Here is a 25,113-nt window from a genome sequence, read left to right as displayed (position 1 = left end):
TGTCCCACCAGTGGCCGGACGAAATCTCCCTTCTGCTCGTCGCGGCGTCAGTCCCGTCGTCGGCGTGGTCCTCATGCTCGTGATTAGCGTCCTTTTGGCGGCAACAGTCAGCAGTGTTGTGTTCAGTGCCAGCAGCGACCTGAACCAGCAGACACCGACCGTTGCCCGCTCGACAGGGGAGTTCGTGATTGGTCCGTCGGGTAGATGCGGTGAAAATACGGTGACGATTCGACACGACGGCGGCGACCCGGTCCCGGCCGACGAACTGGAAGTCGCTGTTGGACTGCCGGACAACGGCGCCCGCATCGTTGCGCTGCCAGTTTCCGGGACGGCGCTGTCAGCGAGGAATACTGCTGATCCGGACAACGTCGTCTACGACTACTGTGTCGGCGGTGTCATCGCTAATGGCGGACAGCGGTGGTCTGCGGGCCGGATAATCGCGTTCCAACTGAACGCCGGCGGTGGAACCGTCGAGCCGGGCGACAGCATCGAAGTACGCGTCGTCCACGCTCCCACGAACGGTGTCCTTGTCGAGGCCGAACTGACCGCTCGCCGGTAAGCGCCCGTGGTTCCGATACCCTTTTATTCGCGACCCCCCAGCGTGTGAACTAATGGCAGGGGGCGCACGTGACGACCTCGCGGAAAAAATGGCGGGCGAGGTGGCACTGAGCGACGACCCAGGGGCGACCCTGCGGAAGTGGCGTACCGACTTCGACGTTGCACAGACCGAACTCGCCGACAAACTCGATGTCTCCCCGTCCGTGGTCTCGGACTACGAGAGCGGTCGGCGTGACAACCCCGGTATCGGCGTTGTCAGGCGACTCGTCGTCGCATTGCTTGACATCGACGAGAACCGCGGCGGCGACCACATCCGCCAGCACGCCCGCGTGCTTTCGGCTGGATTCGACAGCGACGTGGTCCACGACCTCCGCGAATACTCCGCGAATGTGGGCGTCGAGCGGGTCTACGACGCTATCGACGCCGAGGAACTGTTCCGAGGTAGTCAAGACACCGTGGCGGGCCACACTGTCATCAACTCCATCGCCGCCATCACGCGCCTCTCTTCGGACGAGTTCTACCAGCTGTACGGTCAGTCGACGAACCGCGCGCTCGTGTTTACCAATGTGACCCGCGGCGAATCCCCCCTGGTCGCACTTCGGGTCGTCTCACCGACGCCCAACGCCGTCATCCTCCACGGACTTGACGACGAGGCCGTCTGGGAGCACGCGCAGGACCTCGCCCGCATCGACGACTTTTCGCTTGCGATCACCAATACAGATCTTGAGGATCTGTTGGGTGGCCTTCGAGAGCTTCCCTGAGCGCGCCGGTTCTGGCCGTGCTGTTTCGCGCCCGTCGACGTACTCTCTGGAAAACGACTGTTGTCGTGACTGCGATCTCTTTGTTCACCGGACAGCGTGACACAACTGCTCCGTCGGACTGCAGAGTTTCTAGGGAGAACTACTTTGATACCGAGGTGTCATGTCCACGCATGGTGCAATTGGGCTATCTTATCCTCTGGGCGTTCGCCGGCTTTGGACTTCTTGTTGCTGCCTCATTCGTCGGGACGATGCTTGCGCTTCAATACTACAACAGTGGGGGAACCCTCTCTGTGTCTCTCGACGACAGTATTAGCCGCCTCAACAACGATAAGCCGTAGTCGGGTAGTGTATACTGTCCAGTGCAGTACAAATAGAATTCCACGTATCCACGACAATAGATGGGATACCCCTCGCTATTCTCCACGGCTCCCTGCGGTCGCCGTTCCGACTCGAGAGCCACTCCCTTCGGTCGTGCCTCTCGCTGCTCACGGGTCACTCCGTTCCCCGTTCGCATTTCGAGGTTCTCGCTCGCGCTGCTCGCTCCGAACCTCGCTATTCTCGCGGCTGCGCCGCTCGTCTGTACGAAACCCCTCGCTTCGCTCGGGCTCTCGCTACTCCACGTACCGATATTTCCGCTCACCCATCCGGCCCCAGCCGTCGAAGGCGAACTCGTTTTCAGGGGCGGTGAACTCCTCGACATCGGTCTCAGTCTCGTGATTATGGACGTCGTGGACTTGTTCGTACTCGGCGAAGGAGAGGTCGTAGCGGTTCCGGATCTGTTCGTCGATGTCGAGCGCGCCGATTTCCTCCTCCCAGCCGGGGACGACAGTCTCGGCGTGGACTTCCGCCTGCGCGCCGGACCCGTAGGAGGCAACTAACAATCTGGCATCGTCCAGATCCAGTCCGTTCTCACGGGCGTGTTTCAGTCCGGAGGCACGGGCGATGTGGACGGAGCCGGTGTACCAGTTGCCGACCTCGCGGGAGATCTCAAGCGTCGGCTCTATGGTATTGGCGTACCAGTCCTGATAGCGCTCGGTTTCGGTGAGTGCGTCGGTGTACTCCTTGATTGCGGCATGGAACTCGTCGTCTGTCTCGAAGTCCGACCGCATGGGCTGGTGACCGATTTCCTCGGCCATCAGGTCGCCCACGTCGGTGCCGCGGATGATGTGTCGGTAGCCGAGTGCCGCGGCCTTCCGGACCATCCCCGGGAACGGCGTGTGGAAGGGAATCATCTCGTAGTCGCCCGGGTGGATGTCGCCGGCCACCTCGGCGAAGTCCTCAAGCGCTTCGCGCATGCGGGCGAGGTAGACGTTCACCGAGCGTTTCCCGTCGACTGACGGGAACTGCTGATTGGGCTTGAGGAAGTCAGTCTCGTCGGCGCTGCCGTATCCCTGTTCGGCAGAGAGTTCGACCAGATTCGGGTCTTCGTCGACGAGCATCGCCACCGCGCCGGCCCCCTGCGTGGCCTCGCCGGGGTCGTCGCGGGCGTACAGTGCGGTGTCAGTAGCGATGACGAGCGCGGCCCGACCGCGGTTTCGTCCGGCGCGAATCCAGTTGTAGGCGTCGTCGAGGCTCTGTGTCCCGGAGATACAGGCGAACTTCCGCTCGCCCTTGTTGGCGTGGTGGAAGTTCTCGTCGTATACCTGTTCGAGACAGCCCGCGATGTATGTCGAGACGGGTTTTGAGTTGTCGAAAGCGCTCTCGGTCGCTACGTCGATACGGCCGATATCTTCCGGTGTTAGCCCCTTGCGCTTCATCAGGCGATGGGCCGCATTCGCCCCCATCGTGACGATGTCCTCGTACACATCGGGGAACGATGACGCGCGCAGGCCCAGTCCCTTCGTGTACTTCCCCGGATCGTCTCCCTGAGCCGGTGCGAACGTCTCAGCGAGGTCGAGTTTGAGCTTCCCGGTCCAGATCTCCATGGCGTCGATACCGACTGCAGTCATGAGTCTAACGTCAGTGTGGATGTATATGGGTTTGTCGACTGGTCTTTCGACGATTGCCTAGTATTGCGCCAATATGGCGCGAACGGTCCGTGAGATAGTTATTCGCTGGCTGCCGGCTTCGTATTAAAGGAGAAATCGACCATACATTCGTCTTCGAGAACGTCGTACGGCTCACTTGGTGACGGAACGGCACGCGACCAGTCGGTGTTGTTGACTACGAGCCGATACGTTCCCGGCTCGATAGTAATCCGGTTGTCGCGGATGTTCGTCTTGTGGAACCGTGACACCTCACCAGCGTACCGGGCCCGGTAGCGACTCTGGAACGCCCGGTACTCTTCTTCGGTGAACAGAATGACATCCACGGCCGGGCCGCGCCGAACGATGAGGTCGTAGGTGAGCGTCGTCTGGCCAGTCACGTCGACTGTGAAATCTTCGTACTCGTTTTCTTCCAATCGGAACGTCGTATCAACCGACCGGTGGTTCGGCTCGGGTGTCGGCGTCGGTGTCTCAGTCTCGACCTGCAGCCGTGCCGATGTTTCCGTAGTGCTGTTCGCCTGCGACGCCTCGGCGCGCTGTGCTGTTGAAGTGTTTGCCGGAGCAGCACTATTCGCTGACGAGGCAGTGTTAACACGATCCGCTGTCGCGGTGCGTTGTGACGCTGTCGGTTCCGGGACTGGCGTCGTCTCGGACTCCTCTTCAGGTCGATTCCCGAGACAGCCGGCAGAGAGCGCGGCGAGCACCGAGGCTCCGAAGCCGCGCCGCGACAGGTCACCCATACCTCAGGACACTCATCCACAGTAAAGATGTTTACGGGCGGGTTCTCGTCGCTGGTAATTGGATCGCCGCCCCCTCCCAAACATATTTGTGGAGAGAGAGCCGAATCTACGCCGTTCGAGACGGGTCCGAGATAACTGTATCCAAGGTATCATTTCTCGGAACCGAACAGGAACGTTTCATATGAACAGGTCGGTCATCACACTCGGAGTAGTGGTTCTGGCGGTACTCAGTGTCTCGGGACTTGCGGGAGTAGCGGTCGAGGGAACGCTTGGCGTAGACGCGAGTCAGCCAGCCCCGACGGAGTCCGTAGAAGCGTCGTCGGCGACGACGCCCCACACGGACAGTGTGTCACCCGATACGCCACGCAGTGAGAAGACCGCGGCCGTGGTCACACAGTCCACCGAAGCTCCCTCGACGCCGGAAGCGGTACAGCCCACACCGGCAGACTCGGGGACAGATATCGATACGGCCCGCCTCGAAGACCGGCTCGTAGCGGCAATCAATGACCGACGCGGCAACCCGGTTGCCAACGACGCTTTCGACGGCTCGCTCTCGGATGAGACCAAAACCGGACAGAAGCTCTCAGCGATGGCCGGCAACCACAGCCAGCGAATGGCTGCACAGGGGTTGGCCTCCCCGATTGCGAACGGGTCAGATACGACAGATCGATACGCAGCCGCTGGACTGTCCGAGCAGTGTCGCCTCCGTCACGAAGGCAATGCGTATCTCCGCCCGGTGACCGACCTCGAACTGGTCACAAGCATCGACCCGAACGGGGCGAACGCGACCCGGACGGCGAACGCCGTCGCCGACCACTGGTTCGACCTCTCGGGCCCCCGTGACACGTTGTACGTGGCGAACGCGAACCACATCGGCGTCGGCGCGGCGACCGCCGACGGCGTCGTCTACATTACTGTGAATCTCTGCTGAGACCGGCGACAGAGCGGCCGTTACGGCACCTCTTTGCGAACAGTATCGGCATTTCCTCCCGAGTCAACAACGCGGAGTGCGACTACTGTGCCGGAGTCTACCTTTCTGTTCTCTACCGTCTGTCCGGTTGCATCGTCGAAGATACCGTCGCCGTCGAGGTCCCACTCGTAGGCTGCGATGTCGCCCTGCGGGTCGCTGGATGGGCTGGCATCGAAGTCCCACTTGTCGTTCGATTCCGGTCCATTGGAGGCTATCGTGAAGTCGGCGTTCGGTTGCTCGTTCGTGTTCGCGCCGCCGGGAGTGACCGTGAACATCTTCGAATCAGTACCGCCGCTTGCCAGCTCGTAGGTGACTGTTATCGTGACGCTCTCGCCGGCCATATCCACCTCGGAGGTGCCAAATAAAGTGTCCTGGACGAACTCGAACAGGTGGAACGTCGCAGTTGATGTGTCGGACAGTACCGGGTTTGGACCGTTCAGGCTGCCATCACTGTCGACATCAACAGTTCGTGGGATATCTGTTCCGCCACCGAAGTCGGTATATCCGTCCGTGTCTGCCTGGATATATATCTCATTCTCTTGTGGTGCCGGGGGACGGTCGTTGCTAAAGCTGTCGCTGAGTCGGATTATATCGTCATTAACGGGGTCGATTGCCACCGTCGTTATTGTGATCTCCTCATCCAATTCATTGGTGACAGTAAACTGGACGCCACCGTCAGTGTCCCCGTTGCTATCGAGGGCAACAGCGTCCTCGTTGTAAATGAGACCACTGGTGCCAGACCCATCACCGGATCCTTGGTTTGGCTCCGTCACCGTTACCGGAATCGAGACATTTTCTGGGGTCTCCCCATCGAACGACCCGTCGATTTCACCGAGGCTGAACTGTGCGGTGTATGTTCCAGTTGCCGTCGACTGGTTCGCTTCGTAGACGAACTTGACCCGACCGTCGTTGTCGGACACTTCCGTACCCGTGGTAAGCGAGCCGGCGTTACTCCCGTCGACTGTGCCGTTGACTTGGATATCGCCGCTGGGATTGTTGTACGCGTCCCGAACCTCCAGCACAACCTCTCCGCTTTCGCCTTTCGCGACAGTAATATTCTCACTGTCGACCGTCGTGAGGTACGCCTCGCTCTCGGAGGTAACCCGAGTACCGACACCTGCTTTCGCCATCTTCAGGCGGTAGTTCGTCCCTCGTTCAAAGACGATGGTGATGTTGTAGAGCGATCCGGGTCCATCAGCCTCGGTGACGTTCGCGACGTATCGTTCGTTGCTCATGTCGCCCGGATTCGGGTCGATTTGGTCCTCAAGAAGGACACTCCACTCCTCCTCCGGGAGACGGGAGAGAAACGAGACCGAGACGTTCGATGTCGCCGTCGTATTTGTTACGCGGACCGTCCGGGAGGACTGGGATTTCGGCTCTACGTCGACCGTGACCGAATCGCTCGCCGAGCGGCTCATCGACCCGTTGAGCGTGACGAGCGTGATGTCGCGCCCGTCGACCATCGCCTGTTCCGAGAGCGTGATGTTCCCCCCGCGGAACTGGTTGTAGACCACCGAGTGCTCGTAGACAGTCTCCGGCGCCTCCCCGTAGACGTTGTATTCCGGCTTGTAGGCGATGGCCCCCGTGTTGTAGTGTCGCGGCGTGGCTCCGTCCCAGTAATCTGCCGTTTCAGGGGTAATCGCCTCAGCGTTGCGAACCGTGAGGTTTTGCGACTCGTTGCTGGTCCCATCTGTGTACAGCAACCCCGACGGTGGCCCGGGATTCGTCGCCACCAGCCGACTCGGGTATCGCGTCCCCAACTGGACCGAGACGGCTTGCCGGCTCGGCTGTCCCGGGACAGAGACGATTGCGTTTCGCAGGTCCTGTAGTTGCGTTTGGACCTGCTGATTGTGGTTGAACTCCACCTCCCGGTTTTGCTCCGGCACGGCAAACGCTTGGTACGATGAGAAGGCGATGATCAGCACGCCAAACAGCAGTACAGCCCCGACCTGTACTGACTGCGCACGCTCATCGCCCATGAAAGTCATGGCGATGAGTTGCGGAGACGGCGGTAAAAACCTGACTGCCGAATTATCAACTCTCGTCTTCTTCGACGACTTCCGGATCGCTCATCGCAGTCTGGAGACTGTCGAGTCCATTGACCCACTCGGAGACGAGTCCGTATTCGAGGTCCTCAGCGACCTCCATCGGGAGCTCCGACCCGCCGATGATCTGCGTGCCGGCCTGCACACAGTACCCGAGCGCCGCATCGAGATCCTCTTGGGCTTCCGCGTCTGCGGCAGCTTCAATGTAGTCCGTGATGGTCGCGTCGTCCGCGGCCCCCTCAGCAACGAACTCCTCGGCCGCGTAGAACACGCACAAAAGCGAGGTCTGGACGCCGTCGATCAGCATCACGGTCTCCTCGTCGTCGATGTTGATGTCATCGAGAACGATTTCCCGGACCCCGGTAAGCTCGTCGAGCGTCGCCTCCTCGTCAAGCGGTCCGTCCTCGTAGTCGGTGATAATCTTCGCGACCGCGATCGCGGCGTCGTCTTGGAGGTTCAACAGGAGACGCGCCGAATCCTCGTCTTCAGGGTCGACGTCTTCTTCCTCGATACGGTCTAGCCAGTTCTGCCAGCGTTCTTCGGTGTAATACTCCCCCGGCGGAGTGCTCATACCAGTCCGTTCGTGCCGTTGGGGATAGTAGTTTCGACCGGCGGTCGCTCTGGCGCGCGGGCTTTCTCATAGAGAGGGACAAGCGAACCACTATTTTAGCGCTTGAAACAGCTCCTTTGTGAGGATTTCCGGATCGTCTGCACGCTCCGAAGGCCTGCTACGGTCTCGGTTGAGGGACGCACTTTTATGTCAGCCGAACATGTTATGTTCTGTCATGGCACAGCGACAGCCAGTTCCGACCTATGACGGCCCACTCGAGCCGGCTGCAGTGGCCGTGCTGGCCAAACGTGTTGGTCTGGCGCTGGTCGCCGTGGCGCTGCCGGTTGCAGTCGGTGCGTTCGCCGGCATGGCCCTTACCGCCGGGTCGCTCTCGGCCGCGACCGATGCCACGGCCGGCGCAATGAGCGGGCCGCTGACAGCAGCGCAGGGCCTGTCTCGGCTGTTCTACGTCAGTGCGCTCGGGACCGCGCTGGGATGCTGGGCTCTCGGGCTGGGGCTCCTTCTCGACGGTCTCGACCTGTAGGTCAGCCGTCGCCGTCCGGACGCATCTCCACGCTGCCTTGCAGTGACTCCTCGTCCGCCGCGTCCACGCGGTTCGAGAGGGTCCGCTGAGGGAACGGGATCGAGATGTCTTCCTCGTCGAACGTGGCTTTCACGCCCCGGACCACCGCCGAGATGGCGCGCCACTTCCGCGGTGGCGTCGGGTGATCGATCCAGAACCGGAGTTCCATCACCACGGCGGAATCGCCGAAGTCCTTCGGGACAACGTCCGGCGTCGGCGAATCGACGACGTGCTCGATGTCCGCCATCGCTTCACGGGCAAGGTCCATCGCCCGGTCGATGTCGGTGTCGTAGTCCACACCGATGTCGACTGTGAGCCGCAACAGTCCCTTCCGGCTGCGGTTCGTCACCGCGCGGTCGCTCACGCGGTCGTTCGGTATGATGACGAACTCGCCGTCGAAGTTCTCCAGCCGCGTGTTGAAGATCGTTATGTCGGTCACGATACCCTCCTGATCGCCGACGAGCACCCAGTCGCCGATAGTGAACGGACGGGAAAACATCAGGACGAAGCCGGCGATGAGCGAGCCGAGCGTCTGTCTGGCGGCCAGACCGACAACAATACCGAGAAACCCGGCCCCGACGAGCAGGCCACTGAGATCGATACCCCAGACGGCGAAGATCGTTGCACCGATGGTGACGAACACGGTGACCTGCCCCAGTCGGAGGAGGATCTCCTCCTGATGTTCTGTGAAGCCGGTAACAGCTTGGCTGAACCGTCCAATCCACCGCTGCATCTGGTCAGACAGGACGAAGGCCAGCATGACGAGAACGACCGTCTGTATCGTCGCCAGTACTGACCGATCGCTCCCGTTGAGGTACGGCCCGACTGTCTGGACGATATCGAGAACGCCCCAGACGATGAGAAACGAGACGACGACGAGAACGACCATCGAGAACTGGGCGATCCTGAGAAACACGCCCCGGATGGTCGTCGGCGTGTAGTCGGCCATGAGCTGCAGCCAGTCCCCGGTTCGGGCCGATGCGACAGATCGAAGCCGGGAGAGGACTGCTGGAACGACGACGACGCTGAGAAGGAGCACAGTCAGGAGAATGAGCGTCGCGACGAGTCGCCCCTGCGTTGCGACCAACTGGTCCAGCGACCGCTGTAACACGGTAAAGAGGTCCAGAAGGCTTTCTCCGGTGTCGTTGGCCGTCGGCGTAGGCGTGGCCGTCCCCTGCACAGCCACGTATCGCCGCCGTAGGAACTTGTGTCTTCGTCTTTGAGACGGTCTGTAAGTATCTGAAACCGGTCAAAAGCGACTCGTTGTGGCTCCAGTTAGACGCCGCGACCCTGCAACTGCTCTTCCTCGTCTAGGTCCGCGTTCGCTTGGCCTTTCATCCCTTTGCCGGGGTTCTTTGCGATCTCTTTGAGCTGTTCGGGGTCGTCGTAGTTGTTGACCGCCGCGACGACGGACTCACCCATCGCCTGTGGGTTCTCAGCGCCGAAGATACCCGAGCCGACGAAAATGCCGTCACAGCCGTGTTGCATCATGAGCGCGGCGTCGGCGGGCGTGGCGATGCCGCCGGCCGCGAAGTTGACAACCGGAAGCCGACCGCGGTCGGCCGTCTCGTGGACGAGCCGCCGGGGCGCGCCGTGTTCGCGGGCCCACTCGTCGCGTTCTTCGTAGGCCATCCCTTCGAGCTTGCCGATAGCACGCTGGATGTTACGCTGGTGCGTGACGGCCTGATTCACATCGCCGGTACCCGCCTCGCCCTTCGTGCGAATCATCGCCGCGCCCTCGTCGATGCGGCGCAGCGCCTCGGCGAGGTTCCGCGCCCCGCAGACGAATGGAGCGGTGAACTCGCGCTTGTCGATGTGGTAGCGGTCGTCGGCCTGGGTCAGCACTTCCGACTCGTCGACCATGTCCGCGCCAGCCGCTTCCAGAATCTGGGCCTCGGCGGTGTGGCCGATGCGGGCCTTGCCCATCACCGGAATCGACACTTCCTCGATTATCTCTTCGAGTTTACTGGGGTCAGCCATCCGGGCGACACCGCCTCGCTTGCGGATATCGGCCGGCACCGACTCTAGGTGCATCACGGCAACCGCGCCGGCGTCCTCGGCAATCCGGGCTTGCTCACGGTTGACGACATCCATGATGACGCCGCCTTTCTGCATCTTCGCGAAGCCGCGTTTGACGAGGTCAGTCCCGCGACGGAGGTCCTCGAGGTCGGTCTCTTCAGTCATTATCCAGACTTAGTGCTGGATTTACTTAACGCGTGTCCTTTCGAGGGACAGAACGCCGTTTGACCCACCCGCGGGGACCCGGTATCGGGCCAGCGATCACAGGACGAAGCTGAGACCACTACCGTTTTCATCGCGTCTCCCCACTCCATCGACATGGCTCCGGATGAGGGTGTCGGCGGACGCATCGACGCGGCTGTCGCGCGGGTGTTCAGCCGGCGGCTCCCCGATGCCGAAGGGCTTCCGCGGTACGTCGCGCCGCTGCCGGCGTGGCTAGAGAACGTCGGCCTCAGACTCGCCTGGCCAATCGCGCTCGTCAATCTGGTCGGGACGCTGTTCGGGTTCTGGTACTACGCCGGCCGGCCGCTGAACACAGCGCCGCCGCTCATAGAGGGGCAGCTCGGTGCGGCTCCGCTAGCTGCTTACCCCCTGATTCCGGATTCACCCGTGGCGACGATGTTCATCGGGCTCTCGCTGGTGGCCTGGCGGCTCGACTGGAACGCTGAGTGGCTCCACATGCTCGGCTTCTTCGGCTGCATCAAGCTCGGCCTCTGGACGCCGTACGTCCAGCTCGCTCTCAATGGTCCCGGCGGAATTCCGCTGTGGCTCTACTGGTTCCTGATTCTGAGCCATCTGGCGATGGCGCTGGAGGCGTTTCTCATCCACCGCTACGCGAGCTTTTCGGTCATCTCGGTTGCCGTTGCGGTGTTCTGGTACGGCTTCAACGACATCGTGGATTACTTCCTCCCGATTCTGGACGGTCCCCACCACACTTGGCTGCGTGCTGAACCTCTCGCCGCCACCGGTGGGTTCGACCACACGGTGCTCGCCCACGACCTTGCGGCCGGCTGGGCGGTCGTACTGACGCTCTTGGCGACATTTCTCGCGCTGGCGACGCGTGTAGAGAAAGTAAAACGACAGGCGTGAACGGTTCGGTCTCCCGCCAGTGGTTTCGGTAGTGTCTCAGGTCGTGAATCCGTCCTCTGCCTCGCGCTCGTCGAGCACCCACTCCAGTTCCTCGATAGCGCGCAGGATGGCGACCTCCGCCTCGTCTTCCAGTTCGGTCGACGGCGGGTCGTGCTTGTCGTACTCGTCCTGCAGCGCCTCGATGCGGTCCCGAATCGTTTCCTCTGTTCGCATGGTTCAAATGACCGGACCCGCAGGTCTTGATGCTACTGGTCCCGGCGATGTGCGGTCAGTGACCGCCGGGAACACCTGCAAAACGAGCCGAGTCTACCGAACGACGACGACGGCGCTCTCGGTTTCGGTCATTTCGCCCTCGCCGGAGTAGGTCCGGGACTCTTCGACGGTGAACATCTCGTCGGTGAGCGTGACACCGGCAACGTGCAGTTCGTCGTCGTCGATATCGTAGTCGCCATCTTCGATAGCAGCGTCGATAGCGCCGACTTCGCTGCCGAACTCGGGGCCGACCAGCGAGTAATCGAGGTCAATGCCGCTGACCTCGGTCGTGATGTCCGGGGCCTCGTCGTAGGTGTCCAGTTGCGCGACGTGCATCGCCTCGGCGACGGCGTCCTCGAAGCCGGCGACGTGGCCGAACACCTCAACGTGGTCGAGGTCGGCGTTCAGCGGCAGACCGTTCTCGGTCTTGTACCGCCGGAGCGCGGAAACGACCTCCATCGCCGTCTCGCCCGCTTCGAGGTCGGCGTCGTAGCCGCCCGAAGTCGGCCAGTCCGTCGTGTGGATTGAGGTATCCTCGTTATAGCACCGCTCCCACAGCTCCTCCGTGATGTGGGGGAGGAACGGCGCGAACAGCTGCAGGAAGGTCCGGTGGGCCTGCAGCAGCGTGAACTCGGTCGAGGCCGCGGTCCCGTCCGAAAGCCGCTGCTTGGCGATTTCGAGGTAGTCGTCACAGAACGTGTTCCAGAAGAACGACCGGAGTTCGTTGCGGGCCTTCGAGAACTCGTAGGCCTCGAACTTCGCCGTGACCGACTCGATGGTCGCGTCCAGTTCGGCCAGCAGCCACTCGTCGACCGAGGCGAGGTCGTCCGGTTCGGCCGGGCGCTCGGCGGGGGTCAGCTGGTCGACCAGCCGGGAGGCGTTCCAGAGTTTCTGGAGGAGTCGCTCACCAGCTTCGAGGTCCCCCTCCTTGTATGGGAAGTCGTCGCCGATGGAGGTGCCGGCGGCCCAGTACCGGGTGGCGTCGACCGGGAACTTCTCCAAGACCTCGCTTGGCGGGATGACGTTGCCCTTGGACTTGGACATCGCCTCGCGGTTCTCGTCTAAGACCATCCCGTTTATCATCACGTTCTCGAAGGGCACCTCGCCGGTGTGTTCGTAGCACTTGACGACGGTGTGGAACAGCCAGAACGAGATGATGTCGTGGCCCTGCGGGCGCAGGTCGAAGGGGTACAGCTCCGGCAGTTCCATGGTGAACGACTCGCTGTCGGGGTCCCAGTCCCAGCCGGCATTCACGAGCGGCGTCAGCGACGAGGTCGCCCAGGTGTCGAATACGTCCTCCTCGGGCGTCAGCGAGTCGTGGCCGCACTCAGGACAGCTATCGACCGGCGGGTCGTCTGACAGCGGGTCGACCGGGAGCTGGTCGCGCTCGGCCATCACGGGCTCGCCGCAGTCGTCGCAGTACCACACCGGAATCGGGATGCCCGAGTCGCGCTGGCGGGAGATACACCAGTCCCATTCGAGCCCTTCGATCCAGTGCTCGTAGCGGGTGGCCATCTTCTCGGGGAACCACTCCATCTGGCGGCCCGCCTCGATGTACTCCTCTTTCTTGTCGAGCAGTTCGATGTACCACTGCTCGGTGACGAGGTACTCGACTTCCTCTTCACAGCGTTCGTGGACCTGGACGGTGTGGTCGTGGTCGCGGCTCTCCAGCAGCGACCCCTCCTCGCGCAGGTCCTCGATGATGGCCTCGCGGGCCTCGGTGGTGTGCATCCCCTCGTAGTCGCCGGCGAGGTCGGTCATCGTCGCGGACTCGTCGATGGCGAGCCGCAGCGGCAGGTCGTGGGCCTGGTACCACTCGATGTCGTTCTGGTCGCCGAAGGTACAGCACATCACGATGCCGCTGCCGGTCTCCATGTCGACGCGCTCGTCGGCGATGATGGGAACCTCTTGCTCGAAGATGGGGACCCGGGCCGTCCCGCCGACGAGGTGCTGATTGTCGTCGTCCTCGGGGTGGACGAAGACGGCGACACAGGCCGGAAGTAGCTCGGGCCGCGTCGTCGAGATGGTGAACGTCGCGTCCTCGTCGGCAGGCCCCTCGCCCGTCTCCACGAGGTCGAAGGCGATATCGTTGAACTTCGTGTGCTTGTCCTTGTCCTCCTGTTCGACCTGTGAGATGGCCGTCTCACAGTCCGGACACCAGATGGTCGGTGCGCGCTGGCGGTACTCCCGGCCCTGCTCGTAGAGGTCGAGGAAGGATAGCTGGGAGACCCGCTGGACGTCCGGCGCGATGGTCTTGTAGGTGTTGTCCCAGTCGACCGAGATGGCAAGCGACTGCACGTCCTCGGTGAACTCGTCCTCGAACTGTGTACACACGTCGCGACACTTCTCCTGGAACTCTCGGCGCGGGTAATCCTGGTGTCGGATGCCGAGTTCGCGCTCGGTGAGCCGTTCCGAGGCGATGCCGTTGTCGTCGTAACCGAAGGGGAAATAGACGGTGTCGTCGCGCATCCGGTGGAAGCGGGCGACGAAGTCCTGCAGGGTGAACTGATAGAGGTGCCCCATATGGAGGTTCCCCGACACCGTCGGCGGCGGCGTGTCGATAGTGAAACGGGTGTCGGCGTCCCCGTCGTAGGCGTAGGTCTTGTCCGCGACCCACTGGTCTTGCCACTCCGGCTCTACCTCGCGAGGGTCGTACTCCCCCTCAAGGGCGTTTTCTGGTTTGTCTGCGCTCGATTCGTCCTGCGGTGGGTCCTGTGTATCACTCATATTCAAACTGTGGGTGTAACACCCGGGTCGCATCTGACTGCGGCGTGGTTATCAGCGGTGCGTGCGTCGATTTGGGGAGGTGGTGTGGGGCGTGGGGGCCCCTACACCGACGGGCGCGAGAACCAGCGTTCGGGAGAGTCGACGCACCATCTGTACAATACTCGACCAACGGCAGGATTAATGACTTCGGTTTTCACTGGCGCCCCGGCGGGCTCACACCAGCGACCGGCTCACGGCAGGTCGGGCTCGCGATGTTCGCGGTCCTCGGCAGAGTGAGCACGGACCCAGAGCTGTCCGATACGCGAGAGTGTCGTCCGGTAGGACTTTCCGTGCTCTTCCTGCTCGATATACCCCTTCCCGCCGGGGCCGAGCCGGTCAACGTTGTAGATGACCTTCGATCGGAAGGAGTCGGTGTACTCCTCGCCCATGTCCCGGGCCAGCTGTTGGGCCAGTTCGGAGACGGATTCGAACTCGCCGTGTTCGCCGAGGGTAAACAGAATGACCTCCTCGAAGGGCTTGACGTTCGAGAAGGACGCGACCGGCAGTTCGACGATGTGGGACCCGTCGATCTCTTTCGCGCCGATGGTCGTCCCGCGTTCGTCGAACTCCGCCAGCAGATCCCGTGCGGTTTCGAGTCGGTCATCGACGCGTTCGTCGACATCCTCGCCCGTGCGCATGTCTTCCAGCATATCGATCTGCTTGCGCAGTTCCTCGGCGAGTTCCGTCTCCAGATACTTCTCGGGAACCGTGTAGTAGGTGTGGATGCGATCCCGGTCGCCCTCGCGCTCGACCATGATCGAGTGGGCCGCGGTCGCAAAGGCAAAGGAGACAGTCCGGGGCATCGCAGAGACGTTGACCCACACCTCGCTTCCCGCGTCGAGTTCCGCGTTGATGAGCTCGAAGGCCTGCTCGAAGGCCTCGTCGTAATCGTACACGTCGGCGACGACGAACCGCTCTGTTTCGGCCCCGAGCAGGTTCTGGTAGTCCTTTTCGAGCTTCTCGGCGAGGTTGCGCGAGTACTCGACGTTGGCCTCGCTGCCGACCGCCCCCTCGAGCAGGATGACGCGGTCAACGTCGAGTTGCTCGCGCACCAGCGGCGCGATGAGCCGGTCGTAGTCGAACCCGACCGGGACGATGTGGGTCTGCATATGTGGGACAGTGGGCGGGAATTTATAAAAACATCAGCCTCTCGATCGCCGTTATGCCCATCCTGATGCTTGTCACAGCACTCTCCTGTGTTTCTATAGCGATAGGACCGCCGTGGCGGTTTCAGTCCGTCCCGTATTCCAGAAGACCGTCGCAGAATGACTTCGCTGGCGCGCTGATTTCGGGCACTGAGGTAAAGCACTCAGTACAACAACCAACGGCGGATGTGACGCCTGCGCGAATACTCTTGATTATTGACCGAACTGATTGGATATCCATTCTTGGTCGTCTGTCGGCCAGTAAGGATGAGGTCAGCCGGGCAGTACCTCTGACTATTATGCCCCCTATTGTCGTTTAGTTGTAATAAACACGGCTATACAACCCGTTGCCCACCTCTATAACCTGAGAACACACTACTTTATACGTGGGTTCCCGAAAATCGTATATGTTTCCAGAAAGGTACAACCTTACCAATTTACAGCGGGTCTTTAGTAATCCCACGCTTCTCAGACGGGAACTTGGGCGTATAACTTCGAGGGTAGTGTTCCCCATAAATAATGAAATATTTGAGAGGAGGCACGGAGACGGCATTGATATAATGTCCCAAGACTGGGATAATTTGGTTATTCTTGACGCGTGCCGATATGATCACTTTTTAGAACAAAATACCCTTCGGGGTTCGCTGCGTCCAGTCCTGTCTAAGGGAGCCCACAGCTGGGAGTTTATGCGGAATAATTTCGCTGGAAAGTCTCTCTATGATACCGTTTATGTGACGGGAAATCCGCACACCCCAAAACTGCCTGATAATACATTCCACGCTATCGACATAACACACAACCCATCTGAACCTGAAAAAACAATACAAATGGCACTCGATGCTCATGAAAAGTATCCGGATAAGCGTTTAATTATTCATATCATGTCGCCTCATGCACCTCATCTTGGAAAGACTGCTAAGAAACTCAGAGAGCGAAATGAGGAGCTGAACACCTCAAAGACAGGGAACTCCAGTGGGCAAAATATATGGAAGTCGACAATAGAAGGGCAGGTTACACGGGAAGAACTTCGTCAAGCCTATCAAGAATCGGTTGACATTGCTTTAGAACATGCTGAAACATTAGTTAATGAACTCGACGGCAAGTCCGTTATAACATCAGATCACGGCGAAATGCTCGGAGAGCGGGTATTCCCGTTAACACACCGCCAGTACGCTCACCCGCATAACTTGTACACCCGTGAGTTGCGCTTTGTTCCTTGGTTTGAGGTTGAGCAGGATTCAGAAACCCGGCGTGAAGTGGTTAGCGAACCACCTACTGCATTTAACAGACCAGATAAGGAGACTGTTGACAACCGTCTCGAGGCACTAGGTTACAAATCCTGATATTCTGTCCAACACTTTTTAATTGATTCATAGTTCTGCCCTATTTATTGAATACCGTTAAAATGACATAGTGATACGATTTGGTTACGACCGCTGGCGATGGTTAGCAGCATTTTGTCGTAATTGTCTCCCCCACAAGAGGACAGGTTGTCTTGTGCAGTTGTCAGTGACAGGCGCCATGTGGTTTGTCTCTCTATGACCACTAGCGACGTTCCAAGGCTTGGAAGAGTCTCGTGGGGCCGCTATAGTAACAATTGAAACGATTTACACACTGATCGCACTGCCGTCGGGCGATCAGGTGTGTATTGATTTTCAATGGCTACTATCGTCTTCGGGGGTCAGCAATAGATATGTTGTTGCCAAGGGTATGATTATATCAGACTCTTATTTTTGAAAGCGTAAGTTCCCCCCATTTCGTCCAATTCAACAAACCCAGCAGAGACCATTTTATCCACATATTCTCTTTCGCTAAACTCGTCAAACGGGTGGAACTCGATAATTGCAAAGGGAACGAAATCTGAAATAATATTGAGTTCTTCGTCAATCATTCTAAATTCTCCTCCTTCCATATCAGATATTAATACGAAATCGTTTAATTCATATTCGGCACAGATGCTTGATATACTGAACCCTTCGACACTAATTTGTCTGTCAGACATTTCCTTTTCCGTACTCCCGGAGGAAAACTTATTATCAAGACTCAACTTTACGTCATCGTCATTTGCAGAATATGCACCTTCCAGCAGAATATAATCAGACTGATTTAGCTGCTTCGTCATTTTATTACAGTTAACATTCTCCGGATTTGGTTCGACAGCGATTTGCCTCTCGTCGTCTCGAACTTTGCTATCAATGTAAGCTGAAATATACCCAATTCCGGCACCAAACTCAATTATAGGATAGTTTTCTGGAAGATACGCGTCAATGAGATTTTTTTCTCTTATTGAATGTTCATTCCGGAAGTAATACGGAAAGAAACGCGCTTTATTCTTCGTTTGTACTGCTCCACAGTTTGTGTTTATCTTTACGCCATTATAATCAACCGGGTTGAGAAATTTCTCAACCGCATGACCAGACATTATCTGGTAGGCTTGTGCGATCTTGTTTTTGATTGTGTTCATCAATGGTTCCTACAGCGTGTGGCATACAGAGGGACGCGAACGGTATATATCTACCACCAATTGTCCTACTAGTGAATCAGGCATTCAGTTGACGTATTCGCTGAACTCGTTCGAAGCCCGAACCGTATACTCCCTTGCCTGCCTCGTGAGGGTCAATTATCAGCGTCAATAGCTGTAGCGTGTTTCATACATCTATTTCAACTTGTTGTCGTGGGGTGTTCGGCCGGTCTCAATGCTATCCTCGCTTGAAGTAGCCACGACGCTGTTCCCCCTCCATCGATATATAGCGCCGGTCGTAGTCGAACCCGACCGGGACGATGTGGGTCTGCATACATGCATGACTGGGGCGGTGATTATAAAAAGGACCAGACTCAGGCTGCCGAACGCGTCTACGGGCGACCGCTATTCGCAGCTTTCGTGCACGATAGCGCCTTCTTCGTTCGGTCCGCGGCGCTCACCAGGAACGATTGGGTCCTCACAGACGGCACAGGTAAGCTTCCCGCTGGCGTGGCCGTTCGAGGCCTCGGCGTCGTCGGACGACGTGAAATCCACACTCACGTCCGTCGACTCATCTGCTGGCTCGTCGTCCACGTTCGGAGCGAACACGTCGTCGTCATCGGCCGTCGTATCGATGTCAAGCGTATCGTTGAAACCACAGTAGCCGGTTGAAGCGTTGAAACCCAGGCCGAGCGCGCCGATTCCGGCGAGCAGGCCGCGCTTGCGTTTCCCGCTGCGAAGCCAGCGCAGGGAGACGATTGTCAGGACAACTGCCAGCACCGCTCGGATCAGGCGGTCGCGACCGCCGACATTCTTATCGGAGTCCATATTGACACATTCGTCTGGATGCTTTTGTAGGTTTACATGTCGGCCGGTGGCCGCCGTCCGGCGGTTCCCGTGTAGAACGGAGCGCCCTGTTCAGTCGCTCTCGACGCCGGAGACGGCGTAGACGGTGTGGTTCTCGGTCGCAGCGGGAGCAGTCACCAGCGAGACGCTGACCGTCAGCACGAGACCGACTATGATACCGACGATGCCCGGCGTCCAGCCCAGGTATGCCGTCGGCAGGGCAACGCTGATACCGACAAGTCCGCCAAGTGTCGAGAGCACCGGGAAGACGTGCAGGCCATAGAACACCTGGCTGCCGATCACGCCGGCGTACATCCCCGTTCGCGTGGTCCCCTGCCAGTACAGCGCAAGTGCGACAGGAAGGGTAAGCTGTGCGAACCCGCTGAAGGCCGTTTCGCCGATTTGGACCAGCGTTCCCGGCGAGTAGAGACTCGCAATGAACGAGAGGGTGGCAAAGACGATCACGCCGAGGCGGGCAACGAGCGCCTCGCGCCGGTCGGTTGCTTCGTCGCTAGCGTTGCTACGGCCGGTCAGTGGGCGGTAGAGGTCTCGAGTCAGGTACGACGAGCCCGACAGCAGCATCGAGTCGCTGGAGGACATCATCGCGGCCATCGCGCCGGCGATGACCAGCGCGGTGAACCACGTCGGCGTGTACTCGCCCAGCAGCGCGGGGATGACGTTGCCGCCCTCCGGCACCGTGACACCGAGGCCGGCCGCCCACGCGCCCAGCATGAACGCCGGCACGAACAGAAGCAGGACCAGCACCGGCCAGAGCGCGAACGTCCGCTTGAGCACCTTCTTCGAGCCGGCGGCGAAGAAGCGCTGATTGATCTGGGGGAACATCGTCACGCCGAAGGCGATGCTGACCGCGGTCGAGATGATGTACTGCGGCGTGTAGAGGCCGCCGCCGAGACCGACGAAGGCTGGCTCTTTGGACGCCAACAGGGCCGTCGCCTCGCTAGCGCCGCCGACAGCAGAGAGGACCCAGGCGACGGCGACCCATATTAAAGAGAGCATGAACAGCCCCTGAAGCGTGTCGGTCCAGGCGACGCCGCGCATGCCTGAGAGCGCAACGTAGGCAATCATGAACAGCGTGATGCCGCCGGCCCCGACCCAGAACGGGACCGCGCCGTTCGTGAGGCCGACGATAGCCTGTCCGGCTCCTTTCTGCTGGAGCATCACGTACGGGAACAGCCAGACAAGGCTCACGCCGGCGACAACAACGCGGAGCGCCGTCGAGCCGAAGCGATCGCCCAGCATTTCCCCCAGCGTGACGTAGCCGTGGCGCTTGCCGACGAGCCACTGCTTGTACCCCAGCACGTACCAGAGGACCGCGAAGATGATGCCGTCCATCAGCCCCATCACGAGAATCCACTCGGGACCGGCGCTGAAGGCGAGGTTCGGGCCGCCGAAGAACGTAAACGCCGACAGGAGCGTCGCAAACGTCGTGAACAGCAGGACGACCGTCCCGAGCGTCCGGCTGGCGAGGTAGTAGTCCTCGGCGGTCCGGTCGGTCAAACGGTAGGCGACTGCGCCGACCGCGAGCGCGATGATCATGTACGCACCGACGATACCCAACTGGAGCCCGGTGTCAGCCATCTCACCGCACCTCCTCGACCCCGAGACCCCAGTCGGTGCGCGCGAAAACGGCGAAGACGATGCTCGCGAGCGCCATCCATCCGATGTGCCACCACAGCCACACGGGTAGCCCAGCCGTGACTGTGCTGGTGTCCCAGAGGAACCACGGCACTGCCAGCGCCATCAACACGAGCGCGACGACTGTCCACCCAGCGGCCCTGACCGTACTCATATTACAACGGGCTAGCCGCTGGCCGTACTAATGGGTAACGAACCTTCATCAACTCTGGTTGAAGAACTATCTTCTTCAATACACGCGGGTGCCGGGGTCGACCTCCCGTTCGGGTGTCAGGTGAACGACGCCGTCCTCGCTGTCGACGCCGGTCACCAGACACTCGCTCTCGAACCCGGCGATAGAGACTGTCCCGAGGTTGACGACGGCGACGACCTGTGAACCCAGCAGGTCCGCAGGCTCGTACACGTCGGTCAACCCTGCGGCCGACTGGCGGGTCTCGTTGCCGAAATCCACGTCGAGCTTGTACACATCCTTGCGTGCTTCGGGAAACGGCTCGACATCGACGATTTCACCGATACGCATCTCTACGTCTTCGAGGAACCGTGCGGGGTCGATCTCGGTTTCAGTGAATCCCATGCCCCCCGATAGCCCGTCCAGTTATTTTACGACAGCGTTCGCAGCAACGATATGCAGACAGCGATCCAGCTCTGGACACTCCGCGAGCTCCGGGAACCGCTATCGGACGTGCTCGACCGCATCAGCGCCGCGGGCTACGACGGCGTAGAGTTCGCCGGTATCGGCGACCCGGGTGCGTCTCAGCGCGCACTCGACGATGCGGGGCTCGACATTGCCGGCGTCCACGTCCCGCTGGACGACCTGCAGTCCGACCCGCGCACTGTTGGCAATCAGGCCCGGACGCTCGATGCGCCGTACATTGTTCTCCCGTATCTCGACGACGACCACTTCGCAAGCGAAAGCGCGGTCGAGTCGACGGCGACGCTGCTCGGGATGCTCGCGGCGGACTTTGACCGGCCCCTGCTGTACCACAACCACGACCACGAGTTCGTCCCGCTTGGCGACGGCACCGCCTTCGACGCGCTCGTCGACCAGACGACGATTGATTTCGAGTTCGACGCCGGTTGGGCGCACGCGGCAGGACAGGACCCTGTCGCACTGCTTCGGCGACTCAACGGGCGCGTTCCTGTCGTCCACCTCAAGGACATGACTGCGGATGGGGAACCGACTGCCCTCGGAGACGGCGTGGTGCCGCTCCAGGCGGTGGTCGATGCGGCCCGCGAGGCTGGGACTCAATGGCTCGTCTTCGAACACGACAATCCAACGGACCCAGTCGACGCTATCCGGGCTGGTATCGACGGCATGCGCCCGTTGCTAGAGTGAGTGGCTGCCCTGTCGGAGAGAGTGTTTCACAGCGGCAGTGTTGACTCACCACGCAGCTGTGGGACGATTCCCCCATCGAGTCGGGTGCGCAAGGTTATTCCGCTGTACATCCCAACATCAGTATAGTGACAGCAGTCCGTCGGAACACCGGTTGACGGGCTGGAAAACAGGACAATCATGCAAGATACGGCGAAATATCTGATACATGCCGACATCACGGCGGCGGGAGTCGTCGAGCGGAGCGACGTCGTCGGCGCGGTGTTCGGCCAGACGGAGGGACTACTCGGCGACGAACTGGACCTGCGGGACTTGCAGGACTCGAAGAAGGTCGGCCGCATCGACGTGGAAATACGCTCCGAAGGTGGACAGTCCTTTGGCGAAATAACCGTCGCAAGCGGCCTCGATAGGGTCGAGACCGCGATTCTCGCCGCGGCACTGGAGACCATCGAACAGGTGGGACCGTGTCGGGCCGAGATAGAGGTCTCCGAAATCGAGGACGTGCGTAGCGCCAAGCGGCGCGAGGTCGTCGAGCGCGCGACGGAACTGCTGAACGACTTCGAGGAGAAGTCCATCCAGACCGCGGACATCGTCGAGACGGTCAGACAGCAGGTCCGGGTCGCCGACGTGACCGACTACGAGGGGCTCCCGGCCGGACCGCGCGTGGCCGACTCCGACGCAATCGTCGTCGTCGAGGGCCGCTCGGACGTGATGCAACTGTTGAAGTACGGCATCAAAAACGCCGTGGCGGTCGAGGGCACGGACGTCCCCGACGCCATCGCAGACCTGACAGCTGGCCGCACGGTGACCTCGTTCCTCGACGGCGACCGCGGCGGCGACCTCATCCTGAAGGAACTCGCGCAGGTCGGCGACGTGGACTACGTCGCGGTCACGCCCACCGGCAAGTCCGTCGAGGACCTCTCGCGTAGCGAGGTGATGGCGGCGCTCCGGGACAAGGTGCCCTACGAGACGGTCGCAAGCGCACAGAGCCTCGACACCATCCGCGAGGAGATGTCCCAGACAGGAGAATCGACGACCGCTGATGGCGGTGCCGTGGCGACTGCGATGTCGGACGACACCGCTGACACCCAGCCCACACCCAGCACACAGGCTGGGTCGGCACAGGCCGAAACAGCCGACGAGGCGACGGCGGCGTCCGACGAGTCGGATACGACCCCTCCGGCGGCCGACGCGACCGACGAGGATGCCACCGACAACCCGGCCATCCCGTCGCTCTCAGACCACATCGAGGCTGTCATCCAGAACCACAGCGGGACGGCCAGACTGCTCGACGAGGACGCGACGCTGCTCGCGGAGGGCGAGACCGACGATGTCGTCTCGTTGCTTGCGTCGGCCGAGACTGTTCCCAGGACGGTCGTCGTCGACGGCGACTGCACGCAGAAGCTCCTCGACGTCGCCGCCCAGTGCGGCGTCGATGTTGTCGTCGCCGCCGGCCACGGTGAGTACGTCAAACAGCCGACGGCCGTGCAGGTCCGTATCGAGGGTTAGAGGTCCCGAACGAGCAACACGCCGTCGCCGTCGTCGTAGTGGCCGGGGAGTTCGTCGGCGACCGAGAACCCGAACCCGTCGTAGAAGCCGCGCGCTCGCTCGTCGTCCGTGCGCGCGGTGAGTCTGACTGTTTCGAACTCACGAGTCCGGAGCCTGTCCAGTAGCCCGTCCATCAGTGCCGTCCCGAGGCCCTGTCCCTGTTTGCCGGGGGCGATAGCGAACTCCGCCAGATACGCGACTGGCGGGTCCGGTACGACCAGCGCGTAGCCGAGCGGTTCACCGATGTGGAGCACCAGCACGAGCGGCGGACCGTCGATTCCGAAACCGAGTAGTTCCGGCCACGGCTCGTCAAGCGTGTTTGTCTGGATCGCCCGGAGCCGGGCTTCGTCCTCAGGGCGGGCCTCACGGATCATAAGAGGCCGACGACCAACACGACGCCGACTCCGGCTAATGCGGCCGCCAGAGTCGCGAGCATGTTGACACCCTGATTGCCGACGACTGACCCCTCGACGGTCGCACCCAGCAGGCTGTCGACGGTCATGCCGACCAGCCCACAGAGGAGGATAACACCGCTGCCGACCGTGGTGATGTCCTGTGTGAGTGCGGCGATGCCGGCGATGATACCCGCGCCGACAGCCCCAGCAGCTACGCCTTGCCAGGTCACGCCCCCGTCAGTACCCGGCTCGACGGGTTTGAGCGTCGTGATGAGTCGCGGGTTGTCGTAGAGCCCGCCGAACTCGCTAGAGAACGTATCGGTCATTGCCGCGGCGACGGCCCCGGCAAAGGCATAGAAGAACAGCAGCGGGTCGACGGTGATGTGGCTCGGGCTCGCCGCCGCGGCGACGACGGCAAAGAGCGCGACGATGGAGTTCGCCAGCACGTTCCCGCTCCCGCGTGCCCCCTCGTTTTCCTCGGCGATGCCTCGTTCCAGTTTCTCGTCGTAGCGGTACTTCGTCGAGAGGCCGCCGAGCCCGAAGAAGGTTATCAGCATGGCGAACCAGCCGAAACCGCCGAGCACGATGGTCAAAAAGGAGAGGAGGACGCCGGTGAGCATTCCGGGGAGCGACGCGGTGTCGAGCGCGTAGGAGAGGTAGCCAAGCAGTACTGTTACGGCGAGTGCGATGACGACGCGCCGTGTCGTCACTGACGGGTCGAGCTCGAAAAACAGCCACAGCAGCAGTCCCACGGTGAGTATCACCAGCGGGTCGTCCCGTTCGAACAGGACCGAGCGAAGCAGGGCGGCGACGAACGCGCCGCTGGCGGCGAGAAACAGCACGAGCGGCAGATCGACGGCGGCTGCTCCCTCGCCGACGGCCGCCTGAATCCGCGTTCCGAGCACCTGCCCTGTGACCCCGGCGACGAAGCCGACGAAGACGAAGCCCGCGGTTGCCACCACCTCGTCTGCGCGGACGGTGTATGCGAGTCGCTGGCCGAGGTTGCCGTAGGCGACGATGACGACGACGCCGACGAACACCGGCACCGGTAAACTGAACCGGACGGCAAGCAACGCGAGCCCGGCGGCGGCCAGTGAAAAGGCTGCCAGCCCGTACAGTTTCCCATCCTCGTAGTCGCCGGGGCGCGCGAACAGGTCGAACAGCCGAGAGTCCTGTCCGATGACCGTTACGCCGAGCGCGGCGACGATCACGAAGGGCGCGATAGCGGCGACAGTCGCGAGTTCGAGCGAGCGAAAGCCCGTTGCGGCCGGGACGGCGACCGCGAGGGTCCCCACCGCGGCGAACGCACCTGCCCGACGGACTGTGCCAGTCACGTCCCACCGGTATCCCCGAGAGGCACTTACCCTTTCCGAACTGTGGAGGCGACGGTACCGTGGGATTTACTGTGGCT

Annotated in this window: 25 protein-coding genes; 9 read left to right on the top strand and 16 right to left on the bottom strand. The window is 61.0% G+C overall.

Features of this window, described 5'->3' with window-relative positions; genetic code table 11:
* Window positions 1-10 precede the first annotated feature (10 nt).
* From DVK00_RS01960 to DVK00_RS21290, 3 genes are all read left to right on the top strand, one after another.
* Window positions 11-559: a type IV pilin gene (locus DVK00_RS01960; RefSeq protein ID WP_232794475.1), complete on the top strand. Its 549-nt coding sequence runs from the start codon at window positions 11-13 to the stop codon at window positions 557-559.
* A 52-nt stretch (window positions 560-611) separates the two neighbouring features.
* Window positions 612-1,319 (top strand): helix-turn-helix domain-containing protein, encoded by a 708-nt coding sequence (locus DVK00_RS01955; RefSeq protein ID WP_101350691.1) that lies wholly within the window; start codon window positions 612-614, stop codon window positions 1,317-1,319.
* Window positions 1,320-1,489: 170 nt separating this feature from the next.
* On the top strand, window positions 1,490-1,657 hold the full coding sequence (locus tag DVK00_RS21290) for a hypothetical protein (RefSeq protein WP_158598756.1): 168 nt from the start codon (window positions 1,490-1,492) through the stop codon (window positions 1,655-1,657).
* A 273-nt stretch (window positions 1,658-1,930) separates the two neighbouring features.
* On the opposite strand, the gene hmgB is transcribed toward DVK00_RS21290, so the two are convergent.
* Both hmgB and DVK00_RS01945 read right to left on the bottom strand, forming a co-directional pair.
* The gene (hmgB, locus tag DVK00_RS01950; protein WP_121577147.1) at window positions 1,931-3,268 is read right to left on the bottom strand and encodes a hydroxymethylglutaryl-CoA synthase; all 1,338 of its coding nucleotides are present in this window, start codon (window positions 3,266-3,268) and stop codon (window positions 1,931-1,933) included.
* Between the two features lie 98 nt (window positions 3,269-3,366).
* Complete coding sequence (locus tag DVK00_RS01945; RefSeq protein WP_101350689.1) at window positions 3,367-4,044, bottom strand: hypothetical protein; 678 nt, start codon at window positions 4,042-4,044, stop codon at window positions 3,367-3,369.
* A gap of 181 nt (window positions 4,045-4,225) precedes the next feature.
* On the opposite strand from DVK00_RS01945, the gene DVK00_RS01940 reads away from it, so the two are divergent.
* Complete coding sequence (locus DVK00_RS01940) at window positions 4,226-4,975, top strand: CAP domain-containing protein (protein ID WP_101350688.1); 750 nt, start codon at window positions 4,226-4,228, stop codon at window positions 4,973-4,975.
* A 20-nt stretch (window positions 4,976-4,995) separates the two neighbouring features.
* On the opposite strand, the gene DVK00_RS01935 is transcribed toward DVK00_RS01940, so the two are convergent.
* Window positions 4,996-7,002 (bottom strand): hypothetical protein, encoded by a 2,007-nt coding sequence (locus tag DVK00_RS01935; RefSeq protein WP_121577146.1) that lies wholly within the window; start codon window positions 7,000-7,002, stop codon window positions 4,996-4,998.
* A gap of 46 nt (window positions 7,003-7,048) precedes the next feature.
* The gene (locus DVK00_RS01930; protein WP_101350686.1) at window positions 7,049-7,630 is read right to left on the bottom strand and encodes a DUF2150 family protein; all 582 of its coding nucleotides are present in this window, start codon (window positions 7,628-7,630) and stop codon (window positions 7,049-7,051) included.
* Window positions 7,631-7,844: 214 nt separating this feature from the next.
* Between DVK00_RS01930 and DVK00_RS01925 the strand changes: the two genes are divergently transcribed.
* Window positions 7,845-8,153: a hypothetical protein gene (locus tag DVK00_RS01925; RefSeq protein WP_101350685.1), complete on the top strand. Its 309-nt coding sequence runs from the start codon at window positions 7,845-7,847 to the stop codon at window positions 8,151-8,153.
* Window position 8,154: 1 nt separating this feature from the next.
* On the opposite strand, the gene DVK00_RS01920 is transcribed toward DVK00_RS01925, so the two are convergent.
* Entirely contained in the window at window positions 8,155-9,378 is a 1,224-nt protein-coding gene (locus DVK00_RS01920; protein WP_101350684.1) for a mechanosensitive ion channel family protein, read from the bottom strand.
* Between the two features lie 89 nt (window positions 9,379-9,467).
* Window positions 9,468-10,376, bottom strand: coding sequence for a pyridoxal 5'-phosphate synthase lyase subunit PdxS (gene pdxS / locus DVK00_RS01915; protein WP_004517082.1), 909 nt, complete (start codon window positions 10,374-10,376; stop codon window positions 9,468-9,470).
* Between the two features lie 153 nt (window positions 10,377-10,529).
* On the opposite strand from pdxS, the gene DVK00_RS01910 reads away from it, so the two are divergent.
* The gene (locus tag DVK00_RS01910) at window positions 10,530-11,300 is read left to right on the top strand and encodes a DUF1405 domain-containing protein (RefSeq protein WP_101350683.1); all 771 of its coding nucleotides are present in this window, start codon (window positions 10,530-10,532) and stop codon (window positions 11,298-11,300) included.
* 36 nt (window positions 11,301-11,336) lie between these two features.
* Here DVK00_RS01910 and DVK00_RS21545 read toward each other — a convergent pair whose 3' ends face one another.
* The 3 genes from DVK00_RS21545 to DVK00_RS01900 all read right to left on the bottom strand — a co-directional run bounded on the left by DVK00_RS21545 (window position 11,337) and on the right by DVK00_RS01900 (window position 15,427).
* Window positions 11,337-11,513 (bottom strand): hypothetical protein, encoded by a 177-nt coding sequence (locus DVK00_RS21545; protein WP_004957739.1) that lies wholly within the window; start codon window positions 11,511-11,513, stop codon window positions 11,337-11,339.
* Between the two features lie 93 nt (window positions 11,514-11,606).
* Window positions 11,607-14,279: a valine--tRNA ligase gene (locus DVK00_RS01905; protein WP_121577145.1), complete on the bottom strand. Its 2,673-nt coding sequence runs from the start codon at window positions 14,277-14,279 to the stop codon at window positions 11,607-11,609.
* Window positions 14,280-14,509: 230 nt separating this feature from the next.
* Window positions 14,510-15,427 carry a DUF6293 family protein gene (locus DVK00_RS01900; RefSeq protein WP_101350681.1) on the bottom strand — a complete coding sequence of 306 codons (918 nt, stop codon included), beginning with the start codon at window positions 15,425-15,427 and terminating at the stop codon, window positions 14,510-14,512.
* Window positions 15,428-16,023: 596 nt separating this feature from the next.
* Between DVK00_RS01900 and DVK00_RS01895 the strand changes: the two genes are divergently transcribed.
* On the top strand, window positions 16,024-16,806 hold the full coding sequence (locus tag DVK00_RS01895; protein ID WP_101351466.1) for a hypothetical protein: 783 nt from the start codon (window positions 16,024-16,026) through the stop codon (window positions 16,804-16,806).
* Between the two features lie 371 nt (window positions 16,807-17,177).
* On the opposite strand, the gene DVK00_RS01890 is transcribed toward DVK00_RS01895, so the two are convergent.
* The 5 genes from DVK00_RS01890 to DVK00_RS01870 all read right to left on the bottom strand — a co-directional run bounded on the left by DVK00_RS01890 (window position 17,178) and on the right by DVK00_RS01870 (window position 21,000).
* A complete protein-coding gene (locus tag DVK00_RS01890) occupies window positions 17,178-17,927 on the bottom strand; it encodes an FkbM family methyltransferase (protein WP_121577144.1) in 750 nt (249 codons plus the stop codon).
* Between the two features lie 402 nt (window positions 17,928-18,329).
* The gene (locus tag DVK00_RS01885; RefSeq protein ID WP_101350679.1) at window positions 18,330-18,752 is read right to left on the bottom strand and encodes a DUF2892 domain-containing protein; all 423 of its coding nucleotides are present in this window, start codon (window positions 18,750-18,752) and stop codon (window positions 18,330-18,332) included.
* A 90-nt stretch (window positions 18,753-18,842) separates the two neighbouring features.
* Window positions 18,843-20,369, bottom strand: a complete 1,527-nt coding sequence (locus tag DVK00_RS01880) for a sodium:solute symporter (RefSeq protein WP_101350678.1) — start codon at window positions 20,367-20,369, stop codon at window positions 18,843-18,845.
* A gap of 1 nt (window position 20,370) precedes the next feature.
* Window positions 20,371-20,580 (bottom strand): DUF3311 domain-containing protein, encoded by a 210-nt coding sequence (locus DVK00_RS01875; RefSeq protein WP_101350677.1) that lies wholly within the window; start codon window positions 20,578-20,580, stop codon window positions 20,371-20,373.
* Between the two features lie 75 nt (window positions 20,581-20,655).
* Complete coding sequence (locus DVK00_RS01870) at window positions 20,656-21,000, bottom strand: tRNA-binding protein (protein ID WP_101350676.1); 345 nt, start codon at window positions 20,998-21,000, stop codon at window positions 20,656-20,658.
* Between the two features lie 51 nt (window positions 21,001-21,051).
* Here DVK00_RS01870 and DVK00_RS01865 point away from each other — a divergent pair, with 51 nt between their 5' ends.
* Together DVK00_RS01865 and dnaG are read left to right on the top strand one after the other, a co-directional pair.
* Entirely contained in the window at window positions 21,052-21,762 is a 711-nt protein-coding gene (locus DVK00_RS01865; protein WP_121577143.1) for a sugar phosphate isomerase/epimerase, read from the top strand.
* Window positions 21,763-21,939: 177 nt separating this feature from the next.
* Window positions 21,940-23,268, top strand: a complete 1,329-nt coding sequence (gene dnaG / locus DVK00_RS01860) for a DNA primase DnaG (RefSeq protein ID WP_121577142.1) — start codon at window positions 21,940-21,942, stop codon at window positions 23,266-23,268.
* Here the strand turns inward: dnaG and DVK00_RS01855 are convergent.
* Both DVK00_RS01855 and DVK00_RS01850 read right to left on the bottom strand, forming a co-directional pair.
* A complete protein-coding gene (locus DVK00_RS01855) occupies window positions 23,265-23,681 on the bottom strand; it encodes an N-acetyltransferase (protein WP_121577141.1) in 417 nt (138 codons plus the stop codon). The two genes, dnaG and DVK00_RS01855, sit on opposite strands and share 4 nt — an antisense overlap.
* A complete protein-coding gene (locus DVK00_RS01850) occupies window positions 23,678-25,036 on the bottom strand; it encodes a DUF92 domain-containing protein (RefSeq protein ID WP_101350672.1) in 1,359 nt (452 codons plus the stop codon). Before DVK00_RS01850 ends, DVK00_RS01855 begins: the two co-directional genes overlap by 4 nt.
* Between the last annotated feature and the right edge of the window lie 77 nt (window positions 25,037-25,113).

It is taken from the genome of Haloarcula sp. Atlit-47R (genome assembly GCF_003665985.1).
Lineage (GTDB): Archaea > Halobacteriota > Halobacteria > Halobacteriales > Haloarculaceae > Haloarcula > Haloarcula taiwanensis.
The sequence above is the reverse complement of the archived record's forward strand: the minus strand, read 5'-3'. Positions and strand labels throughout refer to the sequence as shown.

Bases quoted from the DNA above. Each gene is read 5' to 3' on its own strand.
- DVK00_RS01925 (WP_101350685.1), top strand. From the start codon at position 7,845: ATGGCACAGCGACAGCCAGTTCCGACCTATGACGGCCCACTCGAGCCG.
- DVK00_RS01895 (WP_101351466.1), top strand. From the start codon at position 16,024: ATGTCCCAAGACTGGGATAATTTGGTTATTCTTGACGCGTGCCGATAT.
- hmgB (WP_121577147.1), bottom strand. From the start codon at position 3,268: ATGACTGCAGTCGGTATCGACGCCATGGAGATCTGGACCGGGAAGCTC.
- DVK00_RS01880 (WP_101350678.1), bottom strand. From the start codon at position 20,369: ATGGCTGACACCGGGCTCCAGTTGGGTATCGTCGGTGCGTACATGATC.
- dnaG (WP_121577142.1), top strand. From the start codon at position 21,940: ATGCAAGATACGGCGAAATATCTGATACATGCCGACATCACGGCGGCG.
- DVK00_RS01890 (WP_121577144.1), bottom strand. From the start codon at position 17,927: ATGAACACAATCAAAAACAAGATCGCACAAGCCTACCAGATAATGTCT.
- DVK00_RS01930 (WP_101350686.1), bottom strand. From the start codon at position 7,630: ATGAGCACTCCGCCGGGGGAGTATTACACCGAAGAACGCTGGCAGAAC.
- DVK00_RS01940 (WP_101350688.1), top strand. From the start codon at position 4,226: ATGAACAGGTCGGTCATCACACTCGGAGTAGTGGTTCTGGCGGTACTC.
- DVK00_RS01910 (WP_101350683.1), top strand. From the start codon at position 10,530: ATGGCTCCGGATGAGGGTGTCGGCGGACGCATCGACGCGGCTGTCGCG.
- DVK00_RS01935 (WP_121577146.1), bottom strand. From the start codon at position 7,002: ATGACTTTCATGGGCGATGAGCGTGCGCAGTCAGTACAGGTCGGGGCT.
- DVK00_RS01865 (WP_121577143.1), top strand. From the start codon at position 21,052: ATGCAGACAGCGATCCAGCTCTGGACACTCCGCGAGCTCCGGGAACCG.
- DVK00_RS01875 (WP_101350677.1), bottom strand. From the start codon at position 20,580: ATGAGTACGGTCAGGGCCGCTGGGTGGACAGTCGTCGCGCTCGTGTTG.
- DVK00_RS01870 (WP_101350676.1), bottom strand. From the start codon at position 21,000: ATGGGATTCACTGAAACCGAGATCGACCCCGCACGGTTCCTCGAAGAC.
- DVK00_RS01885 (WP_101350679.1), bottom strand. From the start codon at position 18,752: ATGGACTCCGATAAGAATGTCGGCGGTCGCGACCGCCTGATCCGAGCG.
- DVK00_RS01945 (WP_101350689.1), bottom strand. From the start codon at position 4,044: ATGGGTGACCTGTCGCGGCGCGGCTTCGGAGCCTCGGTGCTCGCCGCG.
- pdxS (WP_004517082.1), bottom strand. From the start codon at position 10,376: ATGACTGAAGAGACCGACCTCGAGGACCTCCGTCGCGGGACTGACCTC.
- DVK00_RS21545 (WP_004957739.1), bottom strand. From the start codon at position 11,513: ATGCGAACAGAGGAAACGATTCGGGACCGCATCGAGGCGCTGCAGGAC.
- DVK00_RS01955 (WP_101350691.1), top strand. From the start codon at position 612: ATGGCAGGGGGCGCACGTGACGACCTCGCGGAAAAAATGGCGGGCGAG.
- DVK00_RS01900 (WP_101350681.1), bottom strand. From the start codon at position 15,427: ATGCAGACCCACATCGTCCCGGTCGGGTTCGACTACGACCGGCTCATC.
- DVK00_RS01905 (WP_121577145.1), bottom strand. From the start codon at position 14,279: ATGAGTGATACACAGGACCCACCGCAGGACGAATCGAGCGCAGACAAA.
- DVK00_RS21290 (WP_158598756.1), top strand. From the start codon at position 1,490: ATGGTGCAATTGGGCTATCTTATCCTCTGGGCGTTCGCCGGCTTTGGA.
- DVK00_RS01855 (WP_121577141.1), bottom strand. From the start codon at position 23,681: ATGATCCGTGAGGCCCGCCCTGAGGACGAAGCCCGGCTCCGGGCGATC.